The following is a 23,674-nucleotide window of genomic DNA, read 5'->3' as shown; positions in this document are numbered from 1 at the left end:
CTCTTCTATATAGGCAGTTGAGCGGGCGCGATGGCTCCGCGCCCAACCTAGATCATTTCTTGCGGAAACGATCGAGCCGCACGACCTCGGCACCGCCCTGGCTCGGCGGGGTCGGCTCTTCCGCTGTCTCCGCGTTCTCGGCGACGGCGGCAGGCACCGCGACGGCCGAAGGGGCAGGGGCCGCCGGCAAATTCTCCGGCGCGACCTCGGCGACATCGGACGTGTCGAACTGGAGGCCGAATTTCACGGAGGGATCGAGGAAGCTCTTGATGGCGCTGAACGGCACCACCAGCCGCTCCGGAATGCCGCCGAAGGACAGGCCGACCTCGAAGCGGTCTTCGAGCACGGTCAGATCCCAGAACTGGTGCTGCAGGATGATCGTCATCTCCTCCGGATATTGCGCCAGCAGCCGCGGCGACAGCTTCACGCCCTCGGCCTTCGATACGAAGGTGATGAAGAAATGGTGCTCGCCCGGCAGGCCATGGACCGCGGCATCGGTCAGCACCTTCCGCAGCACGCCGCGCAGCGCGTCGCGGGCCAGCACATCGTATCGGATATGATCGGTCGCCATGGTGGTCCTGTTGCATTCCAGGAGTTGGGCCCTGCCGGCCCGACTCGCCAAGCCGCAATAGTACCGCGCCTGACGGGTCAGCAGGAGTCCCCGCCGGGGAGGAAATAGAAGGCAAGTGGAGGCTTCTGTTGCCAGGTGCCTCCGAACCCCGCCTAGCGGAGCTTAACCCGCTAGGACTTTAGAGTGGTCTTTCAAACTGCGTTACGCAGCCTGAGCAACCGGAGCAAAGTTGTCGTTGGCAACTATTGCAGTAGCCCGATAACGGCGGAACAATACCGGGAAAAAGCACGCCCTTTACGCCCTCGTCGATCCTATTTCGCCCCCGCCAAAGCCCGCTTTCCAGGCTAGCCCGATGGTGGGCTTTGGTGGAGGCGCCGGGTACCGCCCCCGGGTCCGAATGGTTTATTACGACGACCGTTTATTTCCATAGCCGGCGAACCGGCACCTCCAATATAGGGGGCAAAGGTTTCAAAAAACAGAGGTTTCGAGCAGCGATGTGCTGTTCCTTTTGGATAGCTTCCGGATCGCTGCAGGTCCGATCTTGGCCGCGCCGTGGCCCCCGTTCTAAGCTCCTGAGATGTCCACCGATTCAGTACCGGCCGCCCAAGAGCCGGACCAGCCAGCCTCGCTTGCCGCCCCGCCCAGCCTGACCGGACTGTTTGTGGCCTTCGCCCGGATGTCGCTGGCGGGTTTCGGCGGGGTCCTGGTGTTTGCGCGGCGGGCGATCGTCGAGCAGCACCGTTGGATGACGGCCGACGAGTTCAACGAGACTTTTGCGCTCTGCCATTTCCTGCCCGGCCCCAACATAGTCAATCTGTCGATGGTCTTTGGCGCGCGCCTACGCGGGATCGCCGGAGGTGTCGCCGCTTTTGCCGGGCTGCTGCTGCCGCCGACGCTGATCATGACCGTGCTCGCGATCGCCTACGCCCGGTTCGGCGACCTCGAGGTGCTGCGTCGCATTCTCGCGGGCATCTCCTGCGCCGCAGTCGGCCTCCTGATCGCGGTGGTCTTTCGCATGATGATGCCGCTCCTGAAGCGGATGGAGGCGGTCGCGCTGATCCTGATGCTCGGTGTCTTCCTCGCCATCGGCGTGCTTCGCCTGCCGCTTCAGGCCGTGCTCCTGGTCGCGATCCCCGTGAGCATCGGCGCCACCTTCCTCCTGCGGCGGAAAGTAGCAGCGTGAACACCGAGAACCCGGTCTGGGCGCTGATCTCGACCTTCGGCCTGATGTCGCTGTTCGCGGTCGGCGGCGCCGCCGCGGCGGTGCCCGAGATGCACCGCATCGCGGTCGACGTGCATCACTGGATGACCGACAAGCAGTTCGCCGATGCCTATGCGATCGCGCAGCTCTCGCCAGGTCCGAACGTGCTTATCGTGACGTTAATCGGCTACGCCGTCGCCGGCATCCCCGGTGCGCTCGCGGCCACGCTGGCGATGTGCCTGCCGACCGCGCTGGTTGCCTATTATGTCAGCCGTCTCCTCAACCGGCCCAGCCAGTCGCGCTGGCCGGCCCTGATCCAGGCTGCACTGGTTCCGCTCTCGATCGGATTGATGGCGGCGAGTGCCCTGATCCTGGCCCAGTCGACCGACCGGACGATTGCTGCAGTGCTTCTGACCGCGATGGTTGCGGTGATCGCATCGGTCTCGCGCATCAATCCCCTCTGGCTCCTGCTCGCCGGGGGCCTGTTGGGTTTTGCTGGCATTGTGTGATGAAAATCGCTAGGCAGTGCTGCGGCCCAGGGGATCCCTTTCAAGCCGATTTAGAACAACAGTGCTCGTGACTTACGGGTCGCGGAGGAGACATGCATGGCCGAGACGATGGGCCACTCAGCGACAGCCACCCGAAACACCAAGGTGGTGATCGGTTTCTGCTTGCTGGCGATAGCGCCGCAGATCTTCGAATTCATCTGGTCGATCGGGACCATCTTCGGCTGGGGCGCGGGACGTGGCCCGGCCACCGTCCTGATCAGCCACGCCACCGCGCTGGTCGCCGGCGCTCCCACGGTCCTGATCGGAGCGGCCGGCGGTGAGACCAAGAAGGCGTCCTCCGATGTGTTGCTGGCGCTGATCTATTCCTATCCGATCCTTGCGGTGGCGATCGTCACGCTGTTCATGACCATCCGGTCGGCGCAGGACTATGTCGGCGGCGTCATTCTGATGGCGGTCGCCTTGTTCGCGCTGTGGGCGTCGAGCGATTTGCAGGGCATGCGCGGCTTCTCCTTCGGCGCGGGCACCGCGCCGCGGATGTTCGGCGGGCTTCTGGTCGCGCTGTCCGCCGGCATCGCCCTGACCGGCCTTCTGGCCGACGGGCCGTCGATGGCGCATTATTCGTGGCGCGGGCCGTTGTTCGTGATGGTCGCGATCCTGTTCTTCGCGTTGGCGATCCGGCCGCTCGGCCTCGTGGTCACGGCCTTCGCGAGCTTCATGATCGCGGCGACAGGGTCGCATGAGACGCGCTGGCTGGAGGCTGCCATCGTCGGCGCCTGCCTGACGCTCGGCTGCGCGATCCTGTTCCCCTACGTGCTCGGGCTGCCGATGCCGATGTTTCCGCGTTTCCTGATCCAGTGAGGGCGTGATGGATATTTTTGCCAACCTCGCTCACGGCTTCGCCGTCGCGCTCTCTCCCATCAATCTGCTGATGTGCCTGATCGGTGCGCTCGTTGGCACGCTGGTCGGTGTTCTCCCTGGTATCGGCACCATCGCGACGGTCGCGATGCTGCTGCCGATCACCTTTGGTCTGCCGCCGGTTGGCGCGCTGATCATGCTCGCCGGCATCTATTACGGCGCGCAATATGGCGGCTCGACCACGTCGATCCTGGTCAATATTCCCGGTGAGGCGACATCGGTCGTCACCGCCATCGACGGTCACCAGATGGCCAAGCAGGGCCGCGCCGGTCCGGCGCTGGCCATCGCGGCGATCGGCTCCTTCTTCGCCGGCTGCGTCGCAACTATCTTGATCGCCGTCCTCGGCGCGCCGCTCACAAAGCTCGCGCTGGCGTTCGGCCCGGCCGAATATTTCTCGCTGATGGTGCTCGGCCTGATCTTCGCGGTGGTGCTGGCCAAGGGCTCGGTGCTGAAGGCGATCGCGATGATCGTGTTCGGCCTGCTGCTGTCGATGGTCGGCTCCGACATCGAGACCGGCGCCTCGCGCATGGCCTTCAATATTCCGGAGCTCGCCGACGGTCTCGGCTTTGCGACGGTGGCGATGGGTGTGTTCGGCTTCGCCGAGATCATCCGCAATCTCGACGCCGGCGCCGAGATGAACCGCGACCTCGTGCAGCAGAAGATCACCGGCCTGATGCCGACCAGGAAGGATCTGGCTGACTCGACGCCGCCGATCCTGCGCGGCACGGTGCTCGGCTCGATCCTCGGCATTCTGCCGGGCGGCGGCGCGGTGATCGCCTCGTTTGCGGCCTATACGCTCGAGAAGAAGCTCGCGAAGGATCCGAAGCGGTTCGGCCGTGGCGCGATCGAAGGCGTGGCGGCGCCGGAAAGCGCCAACAACGCCGCAGCGCAGACCTCCTTCATCCCGCTGCTCACCCTCGGCATCCCGCCGAACGCGGTGATGGCGCTGATGGTGGGCGCGATGACCATTCACGGCATCGTGCCGGGTCCGCAGGTGATGCAGAAGCAGCCGGATCTCGTCTGGGGCATGATCGCCTCGATGTGGATCGGCAACCTCATGCTGATCATCATCAACCTGCCGCTCGTGGGCATCTGGGTCCGCCTGCTGCGCGTGCCTTACCGGCTGATGTTCCCCTCGATCGTGATCTTCTGCGCGATCGGCATCTACTCGGTGAACAACGCGCCGGTCGACGTCATCCTCGCCGGCGTGTTCGGGCTCGTCGGCTATTGGCTGATCAAGCACGATTTCGAGCCGGCGCCGCTGCTGCTCGGTATGGTGCTCGGACCGCTGATGGAGGAGAACCTGCGCCGTGCGCTGCTGATCTCGCGCGGCGACTGGAGCGTGTTCCTGACGCGGCCGTTGTCGGCGGTGCTGCTGGCGATCTCGTTCGGTCTTCTGCTGCTCACGGTGCTGCCTGCGCTGCGTGCCAAGCGCGACGAGGTGTTCACCGAGTCTGAGAACTGACGACGCCGTTCCCTGCGTCGGCACGCCGCATTCGGAAGTCGAATCGACGTGTGTGATGCCTTCGTGACATGAAAATGCCGGCCCTTGTGGCCGGCATTTTTGTTTGTGCCCCGGGGAAACGACATGACTTCCATTCGCGCGCTTGCTACGGGCGCCTGTGCCGCCGCGCTCGCTTCACTGTGCGCCTTTGTTGCACCTGCGAAGGCGCAAAACTATCCGACGCGCAGCATCACCATGATCGTGCCGTTCGCAGCGGGCGGCCCGACCGATGTCATCTCGCGCATCGTCACCGCACACATGGCGCAGACGCTCAGCCAGAGCATCATCATCGAGAACGTCGTCGGCGCCGGCGGCACCACCGCGACCACGCGTGCGGCGCGTGCCGCCAATGACGGCTATACGCTCATCACCGGGCATATGGGCACGCATGCGGCGTCCGTGCCGCTCTATCCGAAGCTCGCCTATCATCCCGAGAAGGATTTCGAGCCGATCGCGCTGCTCGCGGGCACGCCGATCCTGATCCTCGCGCGCAAGGACTTTCCGCCGAAGGACCTCAAGGAGTTCGTCGCTTACGTGAAGGCCAATGCCGAGAAGGTCAACGCGGCGCATGCCGGCGTTGGCTCGGTCTCGCACGTCTCCTGCGAGCTCTTGCACTCCATCCTCGACGTCAAGCCGGTCGGCGTGCCCTTCAACGGCACCGGCCCCGCGATGAATGCGCTGGTAGGGGGGCAGGTCGACTACATGTGCGACCAGATCGTCAACGCCGTGCCGCAGATCAACGCCGGCACCATCAAGGCCTACGCGATCGCAACGCCGGAGCGCAATCCGTCGCTGCCGAACGTGCCGACCACCACGGAAGCGGGCCTGCCTGCGTTCCAGGCCCAGGCCTGGAACGCGATGTTCGCGCCCAAGGGAACTTCGCCCGCGATCATTGCAAGCCTGAACGCCGCCGCCCTCAAGGCGCTCGACGACGAGACCGTGAAGAAGCGCCTGCTCGAGCTCGGCAGCGTCATCCCGGCGCCCAAGGACCGTACGCCGGAGGCCCTGGCCACTCTGGTCAAGAACGAAATCGCAAAGTGGACCCCGGTGCTCAAGCCAGCAACTTAACCAGCACTTTCAAGCTGATAGGCGAGGGGCGGACGCTGAGTTCCGCCCCTTGTCGTTTGCCGCGGGAACGCTCACCTTTTCCTTGTATAATCTGTGGGAGCAGCGAATCGCTGCTGTCGCAGCGCGGGGGCGGCCGTTAAGTTCGCCGCCTTCCCAAAGGCTCAGTCGCACATGCACCAATATCAGGACCTGCTCGAGCGGATTCTTTCAGACGGCGCCGAGAAGACCGATCGGACCGGCACCGGCACGCTGTCGGTGTTCGGCCATCAGATGCGCTTCAACCTGTCGGCCGGCTTCCCGATGCTGACCACCAAGCGACTGCCGCTGAAGGCCATCGTGCACGAGCTGCTGTGGTTCCTGAAGGGCGACACCAACATCAAATATCTGCGCGACAACGGCGTCACCATCTGGGACGAGTGGGCCGACGCCAATGGTGATCTCGGCCCGGTGTACGGCCATCAGTGGCGGTCCTGGCCCACGGCTGACGGGCGCAGCATCGACCAGATCGCCAATGTCATCGACATGATCAAGCGCACCCCGGACTCCCGCCGGCTGATCGTCACTGCCTGGAATCCGGCCGACGTCGAGAAGATGGCGCTGCCGCCCTGCCACCTGCTGTTCCAGTTCTATGTCGCGAACGGCAAGCTGTCATGCCAGCTCTATCAGCGCTCGGCCGACGTCTTCCTCGGTGTGCCCTTCAACATCGCATCCTATGCGCTGCTTACCATGATGGTCGCGCAGGTCACCGGCCTGAAGCCCGGCGACTTCGTGCACTCGCTCGGCGACACCCATCTCTACTCCAACCATCTGGAGCAGGCGCGGCTGCAGCTCACGCGCGCGCCGCGCGCGCTGCCGGTGATGCGGATCAATCCTGATGTGAAGGACATCTTCTCCTTCCGTTACGAGGATTTCGAGCTTGTCGGCTACGATCCGCATCCGCACATCAAGGCGGAAGTCGCGGTCTAGATGTCACTGAATATTCGCCGCGCGCGCCCGGGGGAGGCCGGTCTCGTTCTCGCCTTCATCCGCGAACTCGCCGAATACGAAAAGCTGTCGCACGAGGTCGAGGCGACCGAGGCTGACATCGCGCAGGCGCTGTTCGGCGCGAGGCCGCAGCTCTATTGCGCGATCGCCGAGTGGAACGGCGAGCCGGTCGGCTTTGCGGTCTGGTTCGCCAATTTCTCCACATTCAGCGGCCGCCACGGCATCTATCTCGAGGACCTCTATGTGCGGCCGTCGCATCGGGGCAGGGGCCTCGGCAAGGCGCTGCTGGTTTATCTCGCCAGGGAGTGCGTCGAGAACGGCTGGTCGCGCCTGCAATGGGCGGTGCTCGACTGGAACTCGCCGTCGATCGCATTCTACAAATCGCTCGGCGCCGTGATGATGGACGACTGGACGCTGTGCCGCGTCACCGGTCCCGCGCTGAGGCAGCTCGCCGGGAGCACGTCCTGATGGAGATCGTCTTTGTCGTCGCGATCGCGGAGAACGGCGTCATCGGCGCCGGCAACGCGATCCCGTGGCGATTGAAATCGGACATGGCGCGCTTCAAGGCGCTGACGATCGGCAAGCCCGTGATCATGGGGCGCAGGACCTTCGAATCCCTGCCCCGCCGTCCCCTGCCGGGCCGCACCAATATCGTCATCACGCGCGATGCGGACTATCGCGCCGCGGGCGCCATCGTCACGACATCGGCGGCGGACGCGGACGCGGTTGCGCGTGGCGATGCCCTGCGGCGTTCGGTCACTGAGGTCGCGGTGATCGGCGGCGCCGAGATCTTTCGGCAATGGCTCGATCGCGCCGATCGCCTCGAAATCACCGAAGTGCATGCGCGACCCGAGGGCGATACGCATTTCGACATCGACAAGGCAGAGTGGGATGAGGTGGCGCGCATCCGTCATCCTGCCGGGCCGGACGACAGCGCCGACTTCTCCTATGTGACATATCGTCGGCGGCCGCCCCATTAACCGCATTCCCCAATGTTTACATTGACTTTTTCGTGCCCGAGCATAGCTCGAAAGGCAGCCAAGGCTGCGTTGTAAGGGACCTGCCTGTCCCCTATAAAGCCGGACCGGACAAAGCGGGCGGGGGCAATTCCACCCTGCCGAGGAGAGCGTCGAATGCCGTGGAAGAATCAGGGCGGTGGCCCATGGGGCTCGGGTCCGAAGGGACCGTGGGGCTCAGGCCCGCAACCGGTCGGGCCGAGACCGCCGGATCTGGAAGACCTTCTGCGGCGCGGCCAGGACCGCCTTCAGCAGATCATGCCGGGCGGCTATTTCTCCGGCGTCGGCATCACGCTGATCATCCTGCTCATCATCGCATTCTGGCTGCTGTCGGGCTTCTTCCGCGTGCAGTCCGAAGAGCGCGGTGTCGTGCTGCGGTTCGGCAAGCATGTCCGCACCGTGGATCCCGGCCTGAATTATCATCTGCCCTATCCGATCGAGACCGTGCTGCTGCCGAAGGCGCTGCGCGTCAACACCACCTCCATCGGCATGACCCTGATCGACGATCCGGCGCGGCGCGGCCGCTCCATCCGTGACGTGCCGGAAGAGAGCCTGATGCTCACCGGTGACGAGAACATCGTCGATGTCGACTTCACCGTGCTGTGGCGCATCAAGCCCGATGCCGGCGGCGTCGGCGACTTCCTGTTCAACATTCAGAACCCCGAAGGCACCGTGAAGGCAGTCGCCGAGAGCGCGATGCGCGAGGTGATCGGCCGCTCGCAGATCCAGCCGATCCTGACCGGCGCCCGCAACACGATTGAGCAGGGCGTGCAGGAGCTGATCCAGAGGACCCTCGACAGCTATGGCGCCGGCATTCTCGTCACCCAGGTGCAGATGCAGAAGGTCGACCCGCCCGCGCAGGTGATCGACGCGTTCCGCGACGTGCAGGCGGCGCGCGCCAATCTCGAGCAGTTGCAGAACGAAGCGCAGACCTACGCCAACCAGGTGGTGCCGCAGGCCCGCGGTCGTGCGGCGCAGATCCAGCAGGCCGCCGAAGGCTACAGGGAGCAGGCGATCGCCGAGGCCAAGGGCCAGAGCGCGCGCTTCCTGAAAGTTTACGAGGAATACAAGAAGGCGCCCGACGTGACGCGTGAACGGATCTATCTCGAGACGATGGAGCGCGTGCTCGGCGGTGCCGACAAGCTCGTCTATGACGGCGGTCCCTCGGGCCAGGGTGTCGTGCCCTTCCTGCCGCTCAACGAATTGACGACCAAGCGGCCGCCTACCACCGGTCAGACCTCGAGCGGAGGCAGCCGATGAGGTCTCCGGTCACAGGTATCGTCACGCTGCTCGGCCTCCTGCTCGTCGTGATCGTCGGCTACATGTCGCTGTTCACGGTGCAACAGACCGAACAGACCATCGTGCTGCAGTTCGGCAAGCCCGTCGACGTCGTCACCGCTCCCGGCCTGCATTTCAAGGCGCCGTGGAATTCGGTGATCAACATCGACAAGCGGATCCTCGATCTGGAGAACCCGTCGCAGGAAGCGATCGCGTCCGACCAGAAGCGGCTCGTGGTCGACGCCTTCGCGCGTTACCGCATCAAGGACGCGCTGCGCTTCTATCAGAGCGTCGGCTCGATCCAGGCCGCCAACATCCAGCTCACCACGCTCCTGAACGCGGCGCTGCGCCGCGTGCTCGGCGAGGTCACCTTCATCAACGTGGTGCGCGACGACCGCGAGAAGCTGATGCTGCGCATCCGCGACCAGCTCGATCGCGAGGCCGACGGTTACGGCATCCAGGTGGTCGACGTCCGTATCCGGCGCGCAGACCTGCCGGAGCAGAACAGCCAGGCGGTCTATCTGCGCATGAAGACCGAGCGCGAGCGCGAGGCGGCTGAGTTCCGCGCGCAGGGCGGCCAGAAGGCGCAGGAGATCCGCTCCAAGGCCGACCGCGAGGCGACCGTGATCATCGCGGAAGCCAATTCGCAGGCCGAGCAGACCCGCGGCGCGGGCGATGCCGAGCGCAACCGCCTGTTCGCCGAGGCCTACAGCAAGGATGCCGACTTCTTCTACTTCTACCGGTCGATGACGGCATACGAGAACGGGCTGCGTGCGAACGACACCCGCTTCCTGCTGCGGCCGGAGTCGGATTTCTTCCGGTATTTCGGTAACCCGACCGGCAAGAGGGCGGCCGAGACGCCGGCGAAGCCTTAAGCTAGACAGGGGCGGCGGTTCTGCCGCCCTTCGTCCAGACAAGAACAGCACCACGGGAGGTTCCAATCCGATGAGGTCCATTGCGTTCGCCGACTTCCTCATCGGCTTGGGCATCCTGTTCGTGCTGGAAGGCTTGATGTTTGCGGCAAGTCCAAACTGGATGCGCAAGGCCATGAAGAGTGCGATGGCCACCCCCGACCACATCCTGCGAGCGGTCGGGATCGGTTCGGCCGTCGTCGGCCTGATCCTGATCTGGGTGATGCGGCGTCCGGTTTAACCGCAGAGCCAACGCCAAAGTGAAGGCGCAAGGCCGGTTTTCGCCATATTATCCGGGTCTTGAGGCCCGTTAAGGTCCGTGCTTGCGCCGCGCCCCCGTTCGAGCGCAGTCTGGCGCCGAATCCTATTTTCTCTGGAGATCACCATGACCGCTGCCACCATTGCCCCGACCCGCTTGCGCCATGCTGTGCGCATTGGGCTGGCGGCGCTCGCCATCAGTGCTTTCGGTGCGCTCGGCAACCCGGCTCAGGCGCGCGGACCGGAGGGCATCGCCGACGTCGCCGAGAAGGTGATCGACGCGGTCGTCAACATCTCGACCTCGCAGACGGTCGAGGCCAAGGGCGGCGCCAACACCATGCCGCAACTGCCACCCGGCTCACCCTTCGAGGAGTTCTTCGACGACTTCTTCAAGAACCGCAGGGGCCCCGGTGGCGGCAGCAAGGGCGGCGACAGCGGCAGCGGCCCGCCGCGCAAGACCAACTCGCTCGGAAGCGGCTTCATCATCGACACGTCGGGCGTCGTCGTCACCAACAACCACGTCATTGCCGACGCCGACGAGATCAACGTCATCCTCAACGACGGCACCAAGATCAAGGCGGAGCTGGTCGGCGTCGACAAGAAGACCGACCTCGCGGTGCTGAAGTTCAAGCCGACCAAGCCGCTGGTTGCGGTGAAGTTCGGCGACAGCGACAAGCTGCGCCTCGGCGACTGGGTGGTCGCGATCGGCAACCCGTTCAGCCTGGGGGGAACGGTGACCGCCGGCATCGTCTCGGCCAAGAACCGCGACATCTCTTCCGGTCCCTATGACAGCTACATCCAGACCGACGCCGCCATCAACCGCGGCAATTCCGGCGGCCCGCTGTTCAACCTCGAAGGCGATGTCATCGGCGTCAACACCCTGATCATCTCGCCCTCCGGCGGCTCGATCGGCATCGGCTTCGCCGTGCCGTCGAAGACGGTCGCGGGTGTCGTCGACCAGCTCCGCCAGTTCGGCGAGCTGCGTCGCGGCTGGCTGGGCGTGCGCATCCAGAGCGTCACCGACGAGATTGCCGAGAGCCTCAACATCAAGCCGCCGCGCGGCGCGCTGGTTGCCGGCGTCGATGACAAGGGCCCGGCCAAGCCTGCCGGCATCGAGCCCGGCGACGTCGTCGTCAAGTTCGACGGCAAGGACGTCAAGGACCCGAAGGACCTGTCCCGCGTCGTCGCCGATACCGCGGTCGGCAAGGAGGTCGATGTCGTCATCATCCGCAAGGGCCAGGAAGAGACCAAGAAGGTCACGCTCGGCCGCCTGCAGGATCCCGAGAAGGTGCAGGCCGCGGTGAAGACCGACGAGCCGGCGCCCGAGAAGCCGGTGACGCAGAAGGCGCTCGGTCTCGATCTCGCGGCGCTGAACAAGGACCTGCGCACGCGCTACAAGATCAAGGACAGCGTCAAGGGCGTGGTCGTCACCAATGTCGACGCCAATTCGGATGCCGCCGAAAAGCGCCTCTCGGCCGGCGACGTCATCGTCGAGGTCGCGCAGGAAGCCGTCTCCAGCGGAGCCGACATCCAGAAGCGCGTCGACCAGCTCAAGAAGGACGGCAAGAAGTCGGTGCTGCTGCTGGTCTCGAATGCCGACGGCGAGCTGCGCTTCGTGGCGCTGAGCGTGCAGTAGTCGCGGCAGAGTCTCGCACCGCGGCACGGTCTCGTAGGGTGGGCAAAGCGAAGCGTGCCCACCATCTTTCTGCCGTCTCAACGAGTGGTGGGCACGGCGCAAGCGCGCCTTTGCCCACCCTACGGCTGCGGAGCGCGGGCAAGTGCTGACGACGAAAGAGGCTACCCCTCCACGAACTCGTCGCGCCGATACCCCTGCGCATAGAGCAGCGCGGTGAGATCGCCGTGGTCGATCCGCGCAGCTGCCGCGGCGGCCACAGCCGGCTTGGCGTGATAGGCCACGCCCAGCCCCGCCGCCTGGATCATCGCGAGGTCATTGGCGCCGTCGCCGACCACGACCGAGTCGACGTCGTCGAGATCGAATGATTCCATCAGATCGACCAGCGTCGCCAGCTTGGCGGCGCGGCCCAAGATCGGCTCCTTCACCTCGCCGGTGAACTTGCCGTCGCGCACGATCAATTCGTTGGCGCGGTTCTCCTGGAAGCCGATCCTGGCGGCGACGGCGCTCGTGAACAGCGTGAAGCCCCCGGAGACGAGGCAGGTATAGGCGCCGTGCGCGCGCATGGTCGCGACCAGCGCGCGGCCGCCCGGCGTCAGCGTGATGCGCTTGTCCAGCACTTCGTCGACGACGCTGGCGGGGAGGCCCTTCAGCAGCGCGACGCGCTCGCGCAGCGCCGGCTCGAACTCGATCTCCCCGCGCATCGCGCGTTCGGTGATCGCGGCGACATGGGCCTTCATCCCGACCAGATCGGCGAGCTCGTCGATGCATTCCTGGCCGATCATGGTGGAATCCATGTCGGCGAGAAAAAGCTTCTTGCGCCGGAAGCCGGCAGGCTGCACGACGATGTCGATCGGCAGGTCGACGCGAAGCTCGCGGAGCCGCTGCTCGATGGCGTGACGGTCGCCTTCGAGGTTACTGTCGGCACCGAAGGGTATGTCGACCGCAACCCCGTCGAACAGCCAATGCGCGGGAGCTGCCTTCGGCAGCACGGCGCGGGCGCCGTCGACGATGGTAGAGTCGAGCGCGGGGTTGTCAGGGTTGCAGATCAGCGTGGCGACGAGGGACATTTGAGGTTTTCGTGAGCGAGAGGCATTCGAGCAAGGCCGTGCTTATCGCAGGCCCGACCGCCAGCGGCAAGTCGGCGCTGGCGCTCGAGCTTGCGCTCAGCGCCGGCGGCACGGTCATCAATGCCGATTCCATGCAGGTCTATCGCGACCTCCGCATCATCACGGCGCGCCCCACACATGGCGAGGAGGCGCGAGCGCCGCACCGTCTCTACGGCCATGTCGATGCAGCCGTGAATTTCTCCGCCGGCGCCTGGGTCGTGGATGCTGCGAGGGCGCTCGAGGAGGCGCGCGCCGAAGGCCGGCTGCCGATCTTCATCGGCGGCACGGGGCTCTATTTCAAGGCGCTGACGGCGGGCCTTTCCGTGGTGCCGCCTATCCCCGCCGAGCTGCGCGAGGACGTGCGCGCGAGGCTGGAGCGGAACGGCGTCGAGGCGCTGCATGCGGAACTCGCTGCCCGCGATCCGCGCGCGGCCGGGCGATTGAACCTGCGCGACCGCACCCGCATCGCGCGCGCGCTCGAAGTGGTCGAGGCGACCGGGCGCTCACTGCTGGATTGGCACCAGGAGGGCCAGCCGCCGCTGCTGCCCAGGGACAGTTTTCGCGCGGTATTCCTCGCCCCCGCGCGTGACGATCTCTATGCCCGTATCGATGCCCGCTTCGATGCCATGCTGGGTGCCGGCGCCTTGAGAGAGGTCGAGCGGCTCGCCGCCCGCGGTCTTGATCCGCTGCTGCCGGCAATGAAGGCCCACGGTGTGCCGGCCCTGATCCGGCATCTGCGCGGTGAGCTCAGCCTGGAGGAGGCCGCCACGATCGGCCGCGCCGACACCCGCCACTACGCCAAGCGTCAGTTCACTTGGTTCCGGCATCAATTGCCGGAATTCGAATGGGTGAAGCCGGAGGAGGCGAGGGGATGGCTCGCGGCGGCCGTGAGCGCGGAGCGGGACCCGGACTGACGCGCATTTGTGCCGGGTTCCCGAATTTTACCTCTCGCCGAACCCGGGGAACACCGCTACACTGCCAAAATCGCGCGGGAACGGCCGCATTGCCTTGACATCCGGGCTTTGGCCGCTATGTTTCGCGCAACCTTTGGGAAGCCGGGCGCCTGCCATGCGTAACATTATTACCAAACTCCTTATCGCCGTCGTACCCAGGCACACCGCCGGGGATGGCTAGCTGCCATCCACAAGACAGGCGGTGTGCATGGGCCCTCTTCGGGGCCTTTTTTATTTCCCGAACCCGACACGAACGAAGCCGCTGACAACAGCGCATCCGGAGCAAGCCAATGAGCGACAAGAGCCACGATCCGAACCAGATGACCGGCGCCGCGATGATCGTCCGCGCGCTCATCGATCATGGCGTGACCGACATTTTCGGCTATCCCGGCGGCGCGGTGCTTCCGATCTACGACGAGATCTTCCAGCAGAGCGAGGTCCAGCACATCCTGGTCCGCCACGAGCAGGGCGCGGGCCACGCCGCCGAGGGCTATGCGCGCTCGACCGGCAAGCCCGGCGTTGCGCTGGTGACCTCCGGCCCCGGCGCCACCAACATGGTGACGCCGCTGACCGACGCCCTGATGGACTCGATCCCGCTGGTCTGCATCTCCGGCCAGGTGCCGACGCATCTGATCGGCAACGACGCCTTCCAGGAATGCGACACCGTCGGCATCACGCGGCCCTGCACCAAGCACAACTGGCTGGTGCGCGACGTCAACGATCTCGCCAAGGTGCTGCACGAGGCGTTCTATGTCGCGACCTCGGGCCGTCCGGGCCCGGTGCTGGTCGACGTGCCCAAGGACGTGCAGTTCGCAACCGGCACCTATCATCCGCCGCGCAAGTCCGACGTGCACCGCTCCTACGCGCCGCGCGTGAAGGGCGATGCGACGCAGATCCGCAAGGCCGTGGCGCTGCTCGCGAACGCCAAGCGTCCCGTGATCTACAGCGGCGGCGGCGTGATCAATTCCGGCCCCGAGGCAACCAAGCTGCTGCGCGAGCTGGTCGAGGTCACCGGTTTTCCGATCACCTCGACGCTGATGGGCCTCGGCGCATATCCCGCGTCGGGCAAGAACTGGCTCGGCATGCTCGGCATGCACGGCACCTACGAGGCCAATATGACCATGCATGATTGCGACGTCATGCTGTGCGTCGGCGCGCGCTTCGACGACCGTATCACCGGCCGCGTCGATGCGTTCTCGCCGGGCTCGAAGAAGATCCACATCGACATCGACCCGTCCTCGATCAACAAGAACATCCGCGTCGACGTGCCGATCATCGGCGACTGCGGCAACATCCTCGGCGACATCCTCCAGGTGTTCAAGGCGGAGGCGAAGAAGCCCGACGTCAAGTCGTGGTGGCAGCAGATCGCGCAGTGGCGCGCGCGCAACTCGCTGTTTTACAAGAAGAGCAACGACGTGATCCTGCCGCAGCACGCGATCCAGAGCCTGTTCGAGGCGACGCGCGGCAAGGACACCTACATCACGACCGAGGTCGGCCAACATCAGATGTGGGCGGCGCAGTTCTACGGCTTCGAGGAGCCGCATCGCTGGATGACGTCGGGTGGTCTCGGCACCATGGGCTACGGCCTGCCGGCCGCGGTCGGCGTGCAGGTGGCGCACCCGGACAGCCTCGTCATCGACATCGCGGGCGATGCCTCGGTGCAGATGACGATGCAGGAGATGTCGACGGCGGTTCAGTACGAGCTGCCGATCAAGATCTTCATTCTCAACAACCAGTACATGGGCATGGTGCGCCAATGGCAGCAGCTGCTCCACGGTAACCGCCTGTCGCATTCCTACTCGGAGGCGCTGCCGGATTTTGTCAAGCTGGCGGAAGCCTATGGCGCCGTCGGTCTCCAGGTGCACAAGCCGGGCGATCTCGATGGCGCGATCCAGGAGATGATCTCGGTCAAGCGCCCGGTGCTGTTCGACTGCCGCGTCGCCGCGCTCGAAAACTGCTTCCCGATGATCCCATCCGGCAAGGCGCATAACGAGATGCTGCTGCCGGAGCAGGCCAACGACGAAGCAACCGCCAAGGCGTTCGCCGCCGGTAAGGCGCTGGTGTGAGGCCATGTTCGACCTGAGGGAGCTCGAGCGCGCACATGCGATCGTGGGGCAGGCGGTGCCGGCAACGCCGGCGCATGCCTGGCCGCTGCTCGCCGCTCGCCTCGGCACCGAGGTCGTGGTCAAGCACGAGAACCACACACCGATCGGCGCCTTCAAGGTGCGCGGCGGCCTCGTCTATCTCGAACGGCTGAAGCGCGAGCGGCCGACCACGCCCGGCATCATCTCGGCGACGCGCGGCAACCACGGTCAGAGCCTGGCCTTTGCCGCGGGGCGCCACGGCGTGCCGGCCGTGATCTATGTGCCGCGCGGCAACTCGGTCGAGAAGAACCGCGCGATGAAGGCCTTTGGTGCCGACCTGGTCGAACATGGCGAGGACTTCCAGGCTGCGCGTGAGGAAGCCGAGCGCCGCGCGCAGTTCGCCGGGCTCCATATGGTGCCGTCATTCCATCCGGACCTCGTGCTGGGTGTCGCGACCTACGCACTGGAGCTGTTCAGATCCGCGCCCGACCTCGACGTCCTCTATGTGCCGATCGGGCAGGGCTCCGGCATCTGCGGCTGCATCATGGCGCGTGACCTTCTGGGCCTGAAGACCGAGATCGTCGGCGTGCAGTCGACGGAGGCGCCGTCCTATGCGCTGTCGTTCGCGGCCGGCAAGATCGTGACGACCGAGACCAGCAACACGCGCGCCGACGGCATGGCGACGCGCATTCCGGACGCGGATGCGTTCGCGCTGATCCGCAAGGGTGCCTCGCGCATCGTGGAGGTCCCCGACGACGAGGTCGCCGCCGCGATCCGCGCCTACTGGACCGACACCCACAATCTCGCCGAAGGCGCGGGCGCAGCTGCGCTCGCCGCGGCATTGCAAGAGAAGAGCAAGCTGAAGGGCAAGCGCGTCGGTCTCGTGCTGTCCGGGGGCAACATCGATTTCGATCTGTTCCGCCGTTGGGTCGGAACGGACGCGCCAGCGATGGCGTGATGGAGAGACAAGAGGGGACGACAATGAACCAGCCCGCATCCGCCTACTTCATCGAGGACCGCCACGATCCCAACGAGACGCACACGCTCGCGGTGCTCGTGCAGAACGAGCCGGGCGTGCTCGCGCGCGTCATCGGCCTGTTCTCGGGGCGCGGCTACAACATCGAGAGCCTCACGGTCTCGGAGACCGAGGCCCAGAAGCATCTGTCGCGCATCACCATTGTCACCACGGGCACGCCGATGGTGATCGCGCAGATCAAGAATCAGCTCGACCGCATGATCCCGGTCTACCAGGTCGTCGACATGACCCAGACCAAGCGCTCGATCGAGCGCGAGCTCGCGATGGTGAAGGTGCGCGGGCAGGGCGAGCACCGCGTCGAGGCGCTCAGGCTGGCGGACGCGTTCCGCGCCCGCGTGATCGACGCCACCACCGAGAGCTTTGTGTTCGAGATCACAGGCAATACGGACAAGATCAATCAATATATCGATCTGATGCGCCCGCTCGGCCTTGTCGAGGTGTCGCGCACGGGTGTTGCCGCGATCGGTCGCGGGCCTGAAGGGATGTGAGCCATGCTGGCGCGCGACTGGTACTACAACGAGCGGAACCGGATGGGGATCGAGCCCGCGGTGGCGTCGATCTACGACAACCATGACGATGCCGATCTGCGGGCGCGCGCCGCGCTGAAAATGCTCGGGGTCCAGCGCGGCTGGCGCATCGCCGACATCGGCTGCGGCAACGGCGTGCTCGCCACCGAAGCGGCGCTGATGGGCGCCGAGGTCGACGCCATCGACATTTCGCCGGCGATGCTGGCGCTCGCCGAGATCTACGCGCGCGACCGCAAGGCACCCGTACGCACCCAGTCCGCCGGCCTGCTCAGCTTCGCCTACCGGCCGGAATCCTACGATCTCATCGTCAGCGAATTCACGCTGCATCATTTGCCGGATTTCTGGAAGGTGGTGGCGATGTCGCGGATCTATCGCGCGCTGAAGCCAGGTGCGAGCTTCTACCTGCGCGACATCGTCTATGCGTCGATGCCCGACGCGCTTGAGCGCGACGTCGAGCAATGGGCCGACTTCCAGATCAAGAACCACGATTTCTCGCGCGAGGGCGTGGTGACGCATATGCGCGACGAATATTCCACCTTCGGCTGGGTGATGGAGCGGATGCTGACCGATGTCGGCTTCACGCTGGTCTCGGCCGACTACCACGCACCGATGCACGGCACCTATCTGCTGCGGAAACCGAAAGCCGGCGAGCAAGGCTAGACAAGAACAACAAACAGGGCTGCACGACAAAGCAGAACCGGAAACAACAATGAAGCCGGCCGACATCCTCATCGCCGTCATGGTGGCGATCATCTGGGGGCTTGCCTTCGTGGCGAGCCGGATCGCGCTCGACGAGCTTTCGCCGGAGCTGATGACGGCGTTGCGCTTTACGATCGCCGCGGTGCCGTGCCTGTTCATTCCCAAGCCGAAGGTCGCCTGGTCGCTGCTCATCGCGATCAGCTTCACGCTGTTCCTCGGCCAGTTCCTGTCTCAGGCCTATGGCATCGCCCACGGCGTGCCGGTGGGCCTGACCAGTGTCGTCGTGCAGAGCCAGGCGCTGTTCACGATCGGCTTTGCCGCGCTCGCATTCGGCGAGCGGCCGACGCCGATGCAGACGCTGGGCATCGGCGTTGCCGCGGCCGGCCTTTTGATGATCTGCGGCACCGTCGGCTATGATTTCAGCGTCAGTGCCTTTGCGGTGCTGATGATTTCGCCGGTCAGCTTTGCCGTCGGCAATCTGCTGCTGCGCGGCGCCCGCGGCGTGCCGATGTTCGACCTGTTTGCCTGGCTGTGCCTCGCCTCGGCCGTGCCGCTGTTCGTGCTGGCGCTGCTCGCCAACGGACCGGCGTCGACCTGGACGTCGCTGACACGCATGTCGCTCACATCGGCGCTCTGCATGCTGATGCTCGGCGGCATTTCCACCAGCATCGCCTATTGGCTGTGGGGCCGCCTCTTGCGCGACTATCCGGCGGCGCAAGTAGTGCCATTCGCGCTGCTGGTGCCGTTCGTCGGCTCCGCCGCCTCCAGCATCGTGTTCGGCGAACGGTTCGGCCCGCTGCGCCTCGCCGGCATGCTGACCGTGATCGGCGGCATCGCGGTGATGGTGCTGGCGAAGCGCCCGCAAGTCCTGCCGAAGACCGCGTGAGGTGAGCATGACCTACTCGCTGTTCTACGCTTTCCTCGCCTTCATGGTGGTGATGTACTTCACGCCCGGGCCGAACAACATCATGCTGCTGTCCTCCGGCCTGACCTATGGCTTCCGCCGCACCATCCCGCACATCGTCGGCATCGTCATCGGCTTCGCCTTCATGGTCGCCACCGTCGGCCTCGGGCTCGGCACCGTGTTCCTGGCCTATCCGATCCTCCAGACCATTCTGAAATATGCCGGTGCGGCCTACCTGATCTATCTTGCCGCGGTGATCGCCATGTCCGGTCCAACCACGCCGGGCGGAGACAGCGGCCGCGGCCCGATGACCTTCTGGGGCGCGGCGATGTTCCAGTGGATCAACGCCAAGGGCTGGGTGATCGTGATCGGCACCATCACCGCCTACGCGGCGATTGCCCAGTTTCCCATCAACATCGTGATCCAGACCCTGATCAGCCTGCTCGTCGGCACGGTCTCGACCGTGGTCTGGGCGCTGTTCGGCACCGCACTGCGGCCGGTCCTGACCTCCGAGCGGCTGGTCCGCGCCTTCAATATCCTGATGGCGATCCTGCTGCTGGCCTCCCTCTACCCCGTTTTCATGGATGCATGATGTCGCGGATTTCCATGCAGAAACGGGTTTCCCTCAGGGCTGAAAATGCTCTAGACAGCCCCCGAAATCCGCAAATTTCACCCTTCGGACACTGACCATCGGCCGATTTCGGCCCTGAACGAGGAAACGACCTATGCGTGTTTATTACGATCGCGACGCCGACCTGAACCTGATCAAGGGCAAGAAGGTCGCCATCGTCGGCTACGGCAGCCAGGGCCACGCCCATGCGCTCAACCTGAAGGATTCCGGCGTCAAGGAAGTCGCCATTGCGCTGCGCAAGGACTCGAGCTCGGTCAAGAAGGCAGAAGCCGCCGGCTTCAAGGTGATGGAAGTCGCCGAAGCCGCCAAATGGGCCGACCTCGTCATGATGCTGACCCCGGACGAGCTCCAGGGCGACATTTATCGCGAGCACCTGCACGACAACATGAAGAAGGGCGCCGCCCTCGTGTTCGCGCACGGCCTCAACGTCCACTTCAACCTGCTCGATCCGCGCGCCGACCTCGACGTGCTGATGATCGCGCCGAAGGGCCCCGGCCACACTGTCCGCTCGGAGTATCAGCGCGGCGGCGGCGTGCCCTGCCTGATCGCGATCGCCAAGGACGTCTCGGGCAACGCCCATGACCTCGGCCTGTCCTACGCGTCGGCAGTCGGCGGCGGCCGCGCCGGCATCATCGAGACCACCTTCAAGGAAGAGTGCGAGACCGACCTGTTCGGCGAGCAGGTGGTGCTCTGCGGCGGCCTGGTCGAACTGATCAAGGGCGGCTACGAGACCCTGGTCGAAGCCGGCTACGCGCCCGAGATGGCCTATTTCGAGTGCCTGCACGAAGTGAAGCTGATCGTCGACCTGATCTATGAAGGCGGCATCGCCAACATGAACTACTCGATCTCCAACACCGCCGAGTACGGCGAGTATGTCACCGGTCCCCGCATCATCACGGACGAGACCAAGAAGGAGATGCGCAAGGTTCTGGCCGACATCCAGGGCGGCAAGTTCGCCCGCGACTGGATGCTCGAGAACAAGGTCAACCAGACCTCGTTCAAGGCGACCCGCGCCAAGCTCGCCGCCCACCCGATCGAGGAAGTCGGTGCCAAGCTGCGCGACATGATGCCCTGGATCAAGAAGGGCGCGCTGGTCGACAAGTCGAAGAACTGACGGCTACGCCGTCATTCCGGGTTCGCGCGAACGACACCCGGAATGACGAGCGAAGCGCAAGCTTCGCTCGCCAAACCAAATCTTAAAACCTTCGCGGGTATGGTGGAGCGAGATCGTAGACAGCGGTCTCGCTCTTTCCTTCTCGCGCGAAGCATTGTTGCTTCATTCAAATTCTTCGCGAGTTGACGCGCTCCTCGAGCACCAAGAACTGACGCTTAAACCACATTCTTGGCAGTGCGTCGTTTTCAGAACTTTTTCAGAAGTCCGGATTCGTCAAAAGCCGTGCGTCTTCAGGGCCAAGGATTCGGCTCTTTATCCGCTTGTTTAAGGCGCCTTCGACCTCGCGTCGCAACGTTCGCACGCCGCCTCATCTTAAGAACCGACACTGGCCGCACCTTCTTGAGAGTTGGACGGCATTGCGCGACCGCGCCTTCCTCCTACATGATCGCGGGAACTCGAGGGGAGAGGACCATGCGATCCGTCGTCATCACCGGCGCGTCCACCGGCATCGGCTGGGCCATTGCGAAATATCTGGTCGCGCGCGGCTATCGCGTTTTCGGCAGTGTTCGGAAGCAGGCCGATGCCGACCGGCTCAAGGGTGAGTTTGGTCCGAACTTCACGCCGCTGCTGTTCGACGTCACGGATGAGGCCGCCGTGCTTGCGGCTGCGCGAAGCGTTCGCGAGGCGCTGGGCGGGGAGACGCTGGCCGGCCTCGTCAACAATGCCGGCATTGCGGTCGCCGGCCCGGTGCTCGAATTGTCGGCCGATGATTTCCGCCGCCAGATGGACATCAACGTCATCGGCCCTGTGATCGCGACGCAGGCGTTCGGGCCGCTGCTCGGCGCCGACCCGTCGCTGAAGGGGCCGAAGGGCCGGATCGTGATGATCAGCTCGGTCGCGGGCAAGAACGGCAATCCGCTGTCGGCGCCTTACTGCAACTCCAAGCACGCCGTCGAGGGCTTGTCGGAAAGCCTGCGCCGCGAGCTGATGCTGTTCGGCATCGACGTCATCATCGTCGCCCCCGGCGCGGTCAAGACGCCGATCTGGAGCAAGGCCGAAGAGATCGATCTCACTGTTTACAAGAACTCGCCCTATCTGCCCGCGCTGAACAAGGTCATGGCGTTCATGATGGAGCTCGGCCTGCCGGCCGAGCGCATCGCCGAAATCGTGTTCGAAGCGCTGACGGCGACGAGCCCCAAGGTGCGCTACCAGATCACGCCCGATCCGCTGCGCCATTTGATTACGGCGCTGCTGCCGAAACGGACACTCGACCGCATCATTGCCAAGCGGCTCGGGTTGCTGCCGCAAGGGTAACCGTCATTCAGCTCGCCTCGGCCGTCTGCCCACGTGGATGGGCGGCCATCGCGATCAGCCGCAGCGCCATCACGACGAGCAGCGGAAGCAGGAAGGCGGCATAGAGCGGCATCGCCGGTACGCGCTTGCCGAACGACACCATGAACTGGAACCAGAGGTAATAGCCGCCGACAAGATGCAACGCGCGCCAGGCGCGCGGTCCAAGCAGCGCGGCGGTGCGGTCGAACGAGGTCGCGCTCATGACTATGATAACGGCATAGCCGATGCCGCCGAAGATGTAGGAGGCCGCCGAGGTGGCCTCCGCAAAGCCGGCTGGATCCATCCTGGCGAAGGCAACGATGGCCACTGCGTGGATGGCGTGCGAGGCGGCGAAGCTGAGGCCGAGATAGCGGCGATTGCGCCGCTGCCAGCGCGTCCAGGCATTCGGCCACAGCCGCGCCAGCGCCGCGGCACTGAAGGCGAGGCAGAACAGCGTGAGCGAGCTTCGCGCGGTGAAGCGGATTACCATCCGCGCGCCCTCGACCTCGAACTGTCGCATCGCGGCGATCCACAGGCTAAGTGCGATCAGGCTGAGGGTGAGCACGGCAAGCAGCCGCCAGCCTTCGAACCAGCCTTGACGTTGCGACATGGCAATCTCCTCCGTTATGTAATCATCGATTACATTTAGGGATCGCGCATCCGTCAATGGTGTAATCGCTGCTTACATTCACGATGGAGTGATGCTAGAAGACGCCATGCCCGCCCGTCCGACCTCCAAGCCGCGCGCCCGCCGCCAGAAGCCTGAAGCTCGGCCGTACCATCACGGCGACCTTCGCCGCGTGCTGATCGATGCTGCGTTGCAGCTCGCCGCGGAAGGCGCCGAGGTCTCGGTACGGGAGGCCGCGCGCCGGGCTGCGGTATCCCCGGGGGCGCCGTTCCGACACTTCCCCAACCGCGACGCGCTGATGGCGGCGGCGGCCGAGGAGGCGCAGCGGCGCTTCCGAGCCGAGATCGAGGCGGCGCTGGGCGAGGCCAAAGGCGCGGAAGCGGCCGCCGACCCGCTTCTCCGCTTCCGCGCCTTTGGCCTGGCCTATCTGCGCTGGGCCATGCGCAACCCCGCGCATTTCGAGATCATCTCGACGGGGCGATACTTCGCCCATGGCAGCTCGCCGGAGCTGACGCGCGACAACGCCGAACTGATCGCGCTGACGGAGCAGATGCTGGCTGATGCGGCAGAGCAAGGCCTGCTGCGGTCGGCCGACCTCAAGCGCATCCAGATCGCCGGCCGGGCCCTGGTCTACGGCTTTGCCCGGATGAATCTCGACGGCCATTTTCCGCGCTGGGGCGTCGGGAAGGGCGAGGTCGAGCGGATGGCTGAAGGGGTGATCGATCTTTTCATCTCCGGGATCGCCACGACCGATTAGCCACGAGCCGACATTAAGCGAAGGTCGGATCGCGGCGCGCGTTGCCTGTCCT

General features: G+C 65.1%; 25 protein-coding genes and 1 other RNA gene. 22 read left to right on the top strand and 4 right to left on the bottom strand.

Going from position 1 to position 23,674, the window contains the following annotated elements:
• Positions 1–52: 52 nt before the first annotated feature.
• Both XH79_RS40055 and ssrA read right to left on the bottom strand, forming a co-directional pair.
• Positions 53–571 carry an SspB family protein gene (locus tag XH79_RS40055; protein ID WP_271585259.1) on the bottom strand — a complete coding sequence of 173 codons (519 nt, stop codon included), beginning with the start codon at positions 569–571 and terminating at the stop codon, positions 53–55.
• 114 nt (positions 572–685) lie between these two features.
• Positions 686–1,053, bottom strand: a transfer-messenger RNA (tmRNA) gene (gene ssrA, locus XH79_RS40050).
• A 95-nt stretch (positions 1,054–1,148) separates the two neighbouring features.
• Here ssrA and XH79_RS40045 point away from each other — a divergent pair.
• The 12 genes from XH79_RS40045 to XH79_RS39990 all read left to right on the top strand — a co-directional run bounded on the left by XH79_RS40045 (position 1,149) and on the right by XH79_RS39990 (position 11,851).
• The gene (locus XH79_RS40045) at positions 1,149–1,754 is read left to right on the top strand and encodes a chromate transporter (protein WP_212339561.1); all 606 of its coding nucleotides are present in this window, start codon (positions 1,149–1,151) and stop codon (positions 1,752–1,754) included.
• Positions 1,751–2,281, top strand: coding sequence for a chromate transporter (locus XH79_RS40040; RefSeq protein WP_271585258.1), 531 nt, complete (start codon positions 1,751–1,753; stop codon positions 2,279–2,281). Before XH79_RS40045 ends, XH79_RS40040 begins: the two co-directional genes overlap by 4 nt.
• A gap of 96 nt (positions 2,282–2,377) precedes the next feature.
• Positions 2,378–3,139, top strand: a complete 762-nt coding sequence (locus XH79_RS40035; protein WP_271585257.1) for a tripartite tricarboxylate transporter TctB family protein — start codon at positions 2,378–2,380, stop codon at positions 3,137–3,139.
• A 7-nt stretch (positions 3,140–3,146) separates the two neighbouring features.
• Complete coding sequence (locus XH79_RS40030; RefSeq protein WP_232954462.1) at positions 3,147–4,661, top strand: tripartite tricarboxylate transporter permease; 1,515 nt, start codon at positions 3,147–3,149, stop codon at positions 4,659–4,661.
• A gap of 123 nt (positions 4,662–4,784) precedes the next feature.
• Positions 4,785–5,768, top strand: a complete 984-nt coding sequence (locus XH79_RS40025) for a tripartite tricarboxylate transporter substrate binding protein BugD (RefSeq protein ID WP_271585256.1) — start codon at positions 4,785–4,787, stop codon at positions 5,766–5,768.
• A gap of 171 nt (positions 5,769–5,939) precedes the next feature.
• A complete protein-coding gene (locus tag XH79_RS40020; RefSeq protein WP_014493053.1) occupies positions 5,940–6,734 on the top strand; it encodes a thymidylate synthase in 795 nt (264 codons plus the stop codon).
• Entirely contained in the window at positions 6,735–7,220 is a 486-nt protein-coding gene (locus XH79_RS40015; RefSeq protein ID WP_212339551.1) for a GNAT family N-acetyltransferase, read from the top strand. It begins immediately after the preceding gene.
• Positions 7,220–7,732, top strand: a complete 513-nt coding sequence (locus tag XH79_RS40010; protein WP_212339549.1) for a dihydrofolate reductase — start codon at positions 7,220–7,222, stop codon at positions 7,730–7,732. Before XH79_RS40015 ends, XH79_RS40010 begins: the two co-directional genes overlap by 1 nt.
• 153 nt (positions 7,733–7,885) lie before the next feature.
• On the top strand, positions 7,886–9,028 hold the full coding sequence (hflK, locus tag XH79_RS40005; RefSeq protein WP_212339547.1) for an FtsH protease activity modulator HflK: 1,143 nt from the start codon (positions 7,886–7,888) through the stop codon (positions 9,026–9,028).
• On the top strand, positions 9,025–9,921 hold the full coding sequence (hflC, locus tag XH79_RS40000) for a protease modulator HflC (RefSeq protein ID WP_212339545.1): 897 nt from the start codon (positions 9,025–9,027) through the stop codon (positions 9,919–9,921). The genes hflK and hflC overlap by 4 nt, the downstream gene beginning before the upstream one ends.
• A gap of 70 nt (positions 9,922–9,991) precedes the next feature.
• On the top strand, positions 9,992–10,198 hold the full coding sequence (locus XH79_RS39995; RefSeq protein ID WP_212339542.1) for a DUF2065 domain-containing protein: 207 nt from the start codon (positions 9,992–9,994) through the stop codon (positions 10,196–10,198).
• Between the two features lie 144 nt (positions 10,199–10,342).
• The gene (locus tag XH79_RS39990; protein WP_271585255.1) at positions 10,343–11,851 is read left to right on the top strand and encodes a Do family serine endopeptidase; all 1,509 of its coding nucleotides are present in this window, start codon (positions 10,343–10,345) and stop codon (positions 11,849–11,851) included.
• Positions 11,852–12,012: 161 nt separating this feature from the next.
• Here XH79_RS39990 and serB read toward each other — a convergent pair whose 3' ends face one another.
• A complete protein-coding gene (gene serB / locus XH79_RS39985) occupies positions 12,013–12,918 on the bottom strand; it encodes a phosphoserine phosphatase SerB (protein WP_271585254.1) in 906 nt (301 codons plus the stop codon).
• Positions 12,919–12,929: 11 nt separating this feature from the next.
• Between serB and miaA the strand changes: the two genes are divergently transcribed.
• The 9 genes from miaA to XH79_RS39940 all read left to right on the top strand — a co-directional run bounded on the left by miaA (position 12,930) and on the right by XH79_RS39940 (position 22,219).
• Positions 12,930–13,871 (top strand): tRNA (adenosine(37)-N6)-dimethylallyltransferase MiaA, encoded by a 942-nt coding sequence (gene miaA / locus XH79_RS39980; protein WP_271585253.1) that lies wholly within the window; start codon positions 12,930–12,932, stop codon positions 13,869–13,871.
• A 329-nt stretch (positions 13,872–14,200) separates the two neighbouring features.
• A complete protein-coding gene (locus XH79_RS39975; protein WP_212339534.1) occupies positions 14,201–15,976 on the top strand; it encodes an acetolactate synthase 3 large subunit in 1,776 nt (591 codons plus the stop codon).
• A gap of 4 nt (positions 15,977–15,980) precedes the next feature.
• Positions 15,981–16,952 (top strand): threonine dehydratase, encoded by a 972-nt coding sequence (locus XH79_RS39970; protein ID WP_271585252.1) that lies wholly within the window; start codon positions 15,981–15,983, stop codon positions 16,950–16,952.
• Between the two features lie 23 nt (positions 16,953–16,975).
• Entirely contained in the window at positions 16,976–17,518 is a 543-nt protein-coding gene (ilvN, locus tag XH79_RS39965) for an acetolactate synthase small subunit (RefSeq protein ID WP_018640841.1), read from the top strand.
• 3 nt (positions 17,519–17,521) lie between these two features.
• Positions 17,522–18,217 (top strand): class I SAM-dependent methyltransferase, encoded by a 696-nt coding sequence (locus XH79_RS39960; protein ID WP_271585251.1) that lies wholly within the window; start codon positions 17,522–17,524, stop codon positions 18,215–18,217.
• A 49-nt stretch (positions 18,218–18,266) separates the two neighbouring features.
• Positions 18,267–19,142, top strand: coding sequence for an EamA family transporter (locus tag XH79_RS39955; protein ID WP_271585250.1), 876 nt, complete (start codon positions 18,267–18,269; stop codon positions 19,140–19,142).
• Positions 19,143–19,149: 7 nt separating this feature from the next.
• Complete coding sequence (locus tag XH79_RS39950; protein ID WP_271585249.1) at positions 19,150–19,752, top strand: LysE family translocator; 603 nt, start codon at positions 19,150–19,152, stop codon at positions 19,750–19,752.
• 133 nt (positions 19,753–19,885) lie between these two features.
• Positions 19,886–20,905, top strand: coding sequence for a ketol-acid reductoisomerase (ilvC, locus tag XH79_RS39945; protein ID WP_018640837.1), 1,020 nt, complete (start codon positions 19,886–19,888; stop codon positions 20,903–20,905).
• A 471-nt stretch (positions 20,906–21,376) separates the two neighbouring features.
• On the top strand, positions 21,377–22,219 hold the full coding sequence (locus XH79_RS39940; protein ID WP_271585248.1) for an SDR family oxidoreductase: 843 nt from the start codon (positions 21,377–21,379) through the stop codon (positions 22,217–22,219).
• 7 nt (positions 22,220–22,226) lie between these two features.
• Here the strand turns inward: XH79_RS39940 and XH79_RS39935 are convergent, their stop codons facing one another.
• A complete protein-coding gene (locus XH79_RS39935; RefSeq protein WP_271585247.1) occupies positions 22,227–22,847 on the bottom strand; it encodes a hypothetical protein in 621 nt (206 codons plus the stop codon).
• Positions 22,848–22,953: 106 nt separating this feature from the next.
• On the opposite strand from XH79_RS39935, the gene XH79_RS39930 reads away from it, so the two are divergent.
• On the top strand, positions 22,954–23,622 hold the full coding sequence (locus XH79_RS39930; RefSeq protein ID WP_245003550.1) for a TetR/AcrR family transcriptional regulator: 669 nt from the start codon (positions 22,954–22,956) through the stop codon (positions 23,620–23,622).
• Positions 23,623–23,674 lie beyond the last annotated feature (52 nt).

It is taken from the genome of Bradyrhizobium sp. CCBAU 45389 (assembly GCF_028128625.1).
GTDB lineage: Bacteria > Pseudomonadota > Alphaproteobacteria > Rhizobiales > Xanthobacteraceae > Bradyrhizobium > Bradyrhizobium liaoningense_B.
Note: the sequence above shows the minus strand (reverse complement) of the source record. Positions and strands in the feature narration are given on the sequence as shown.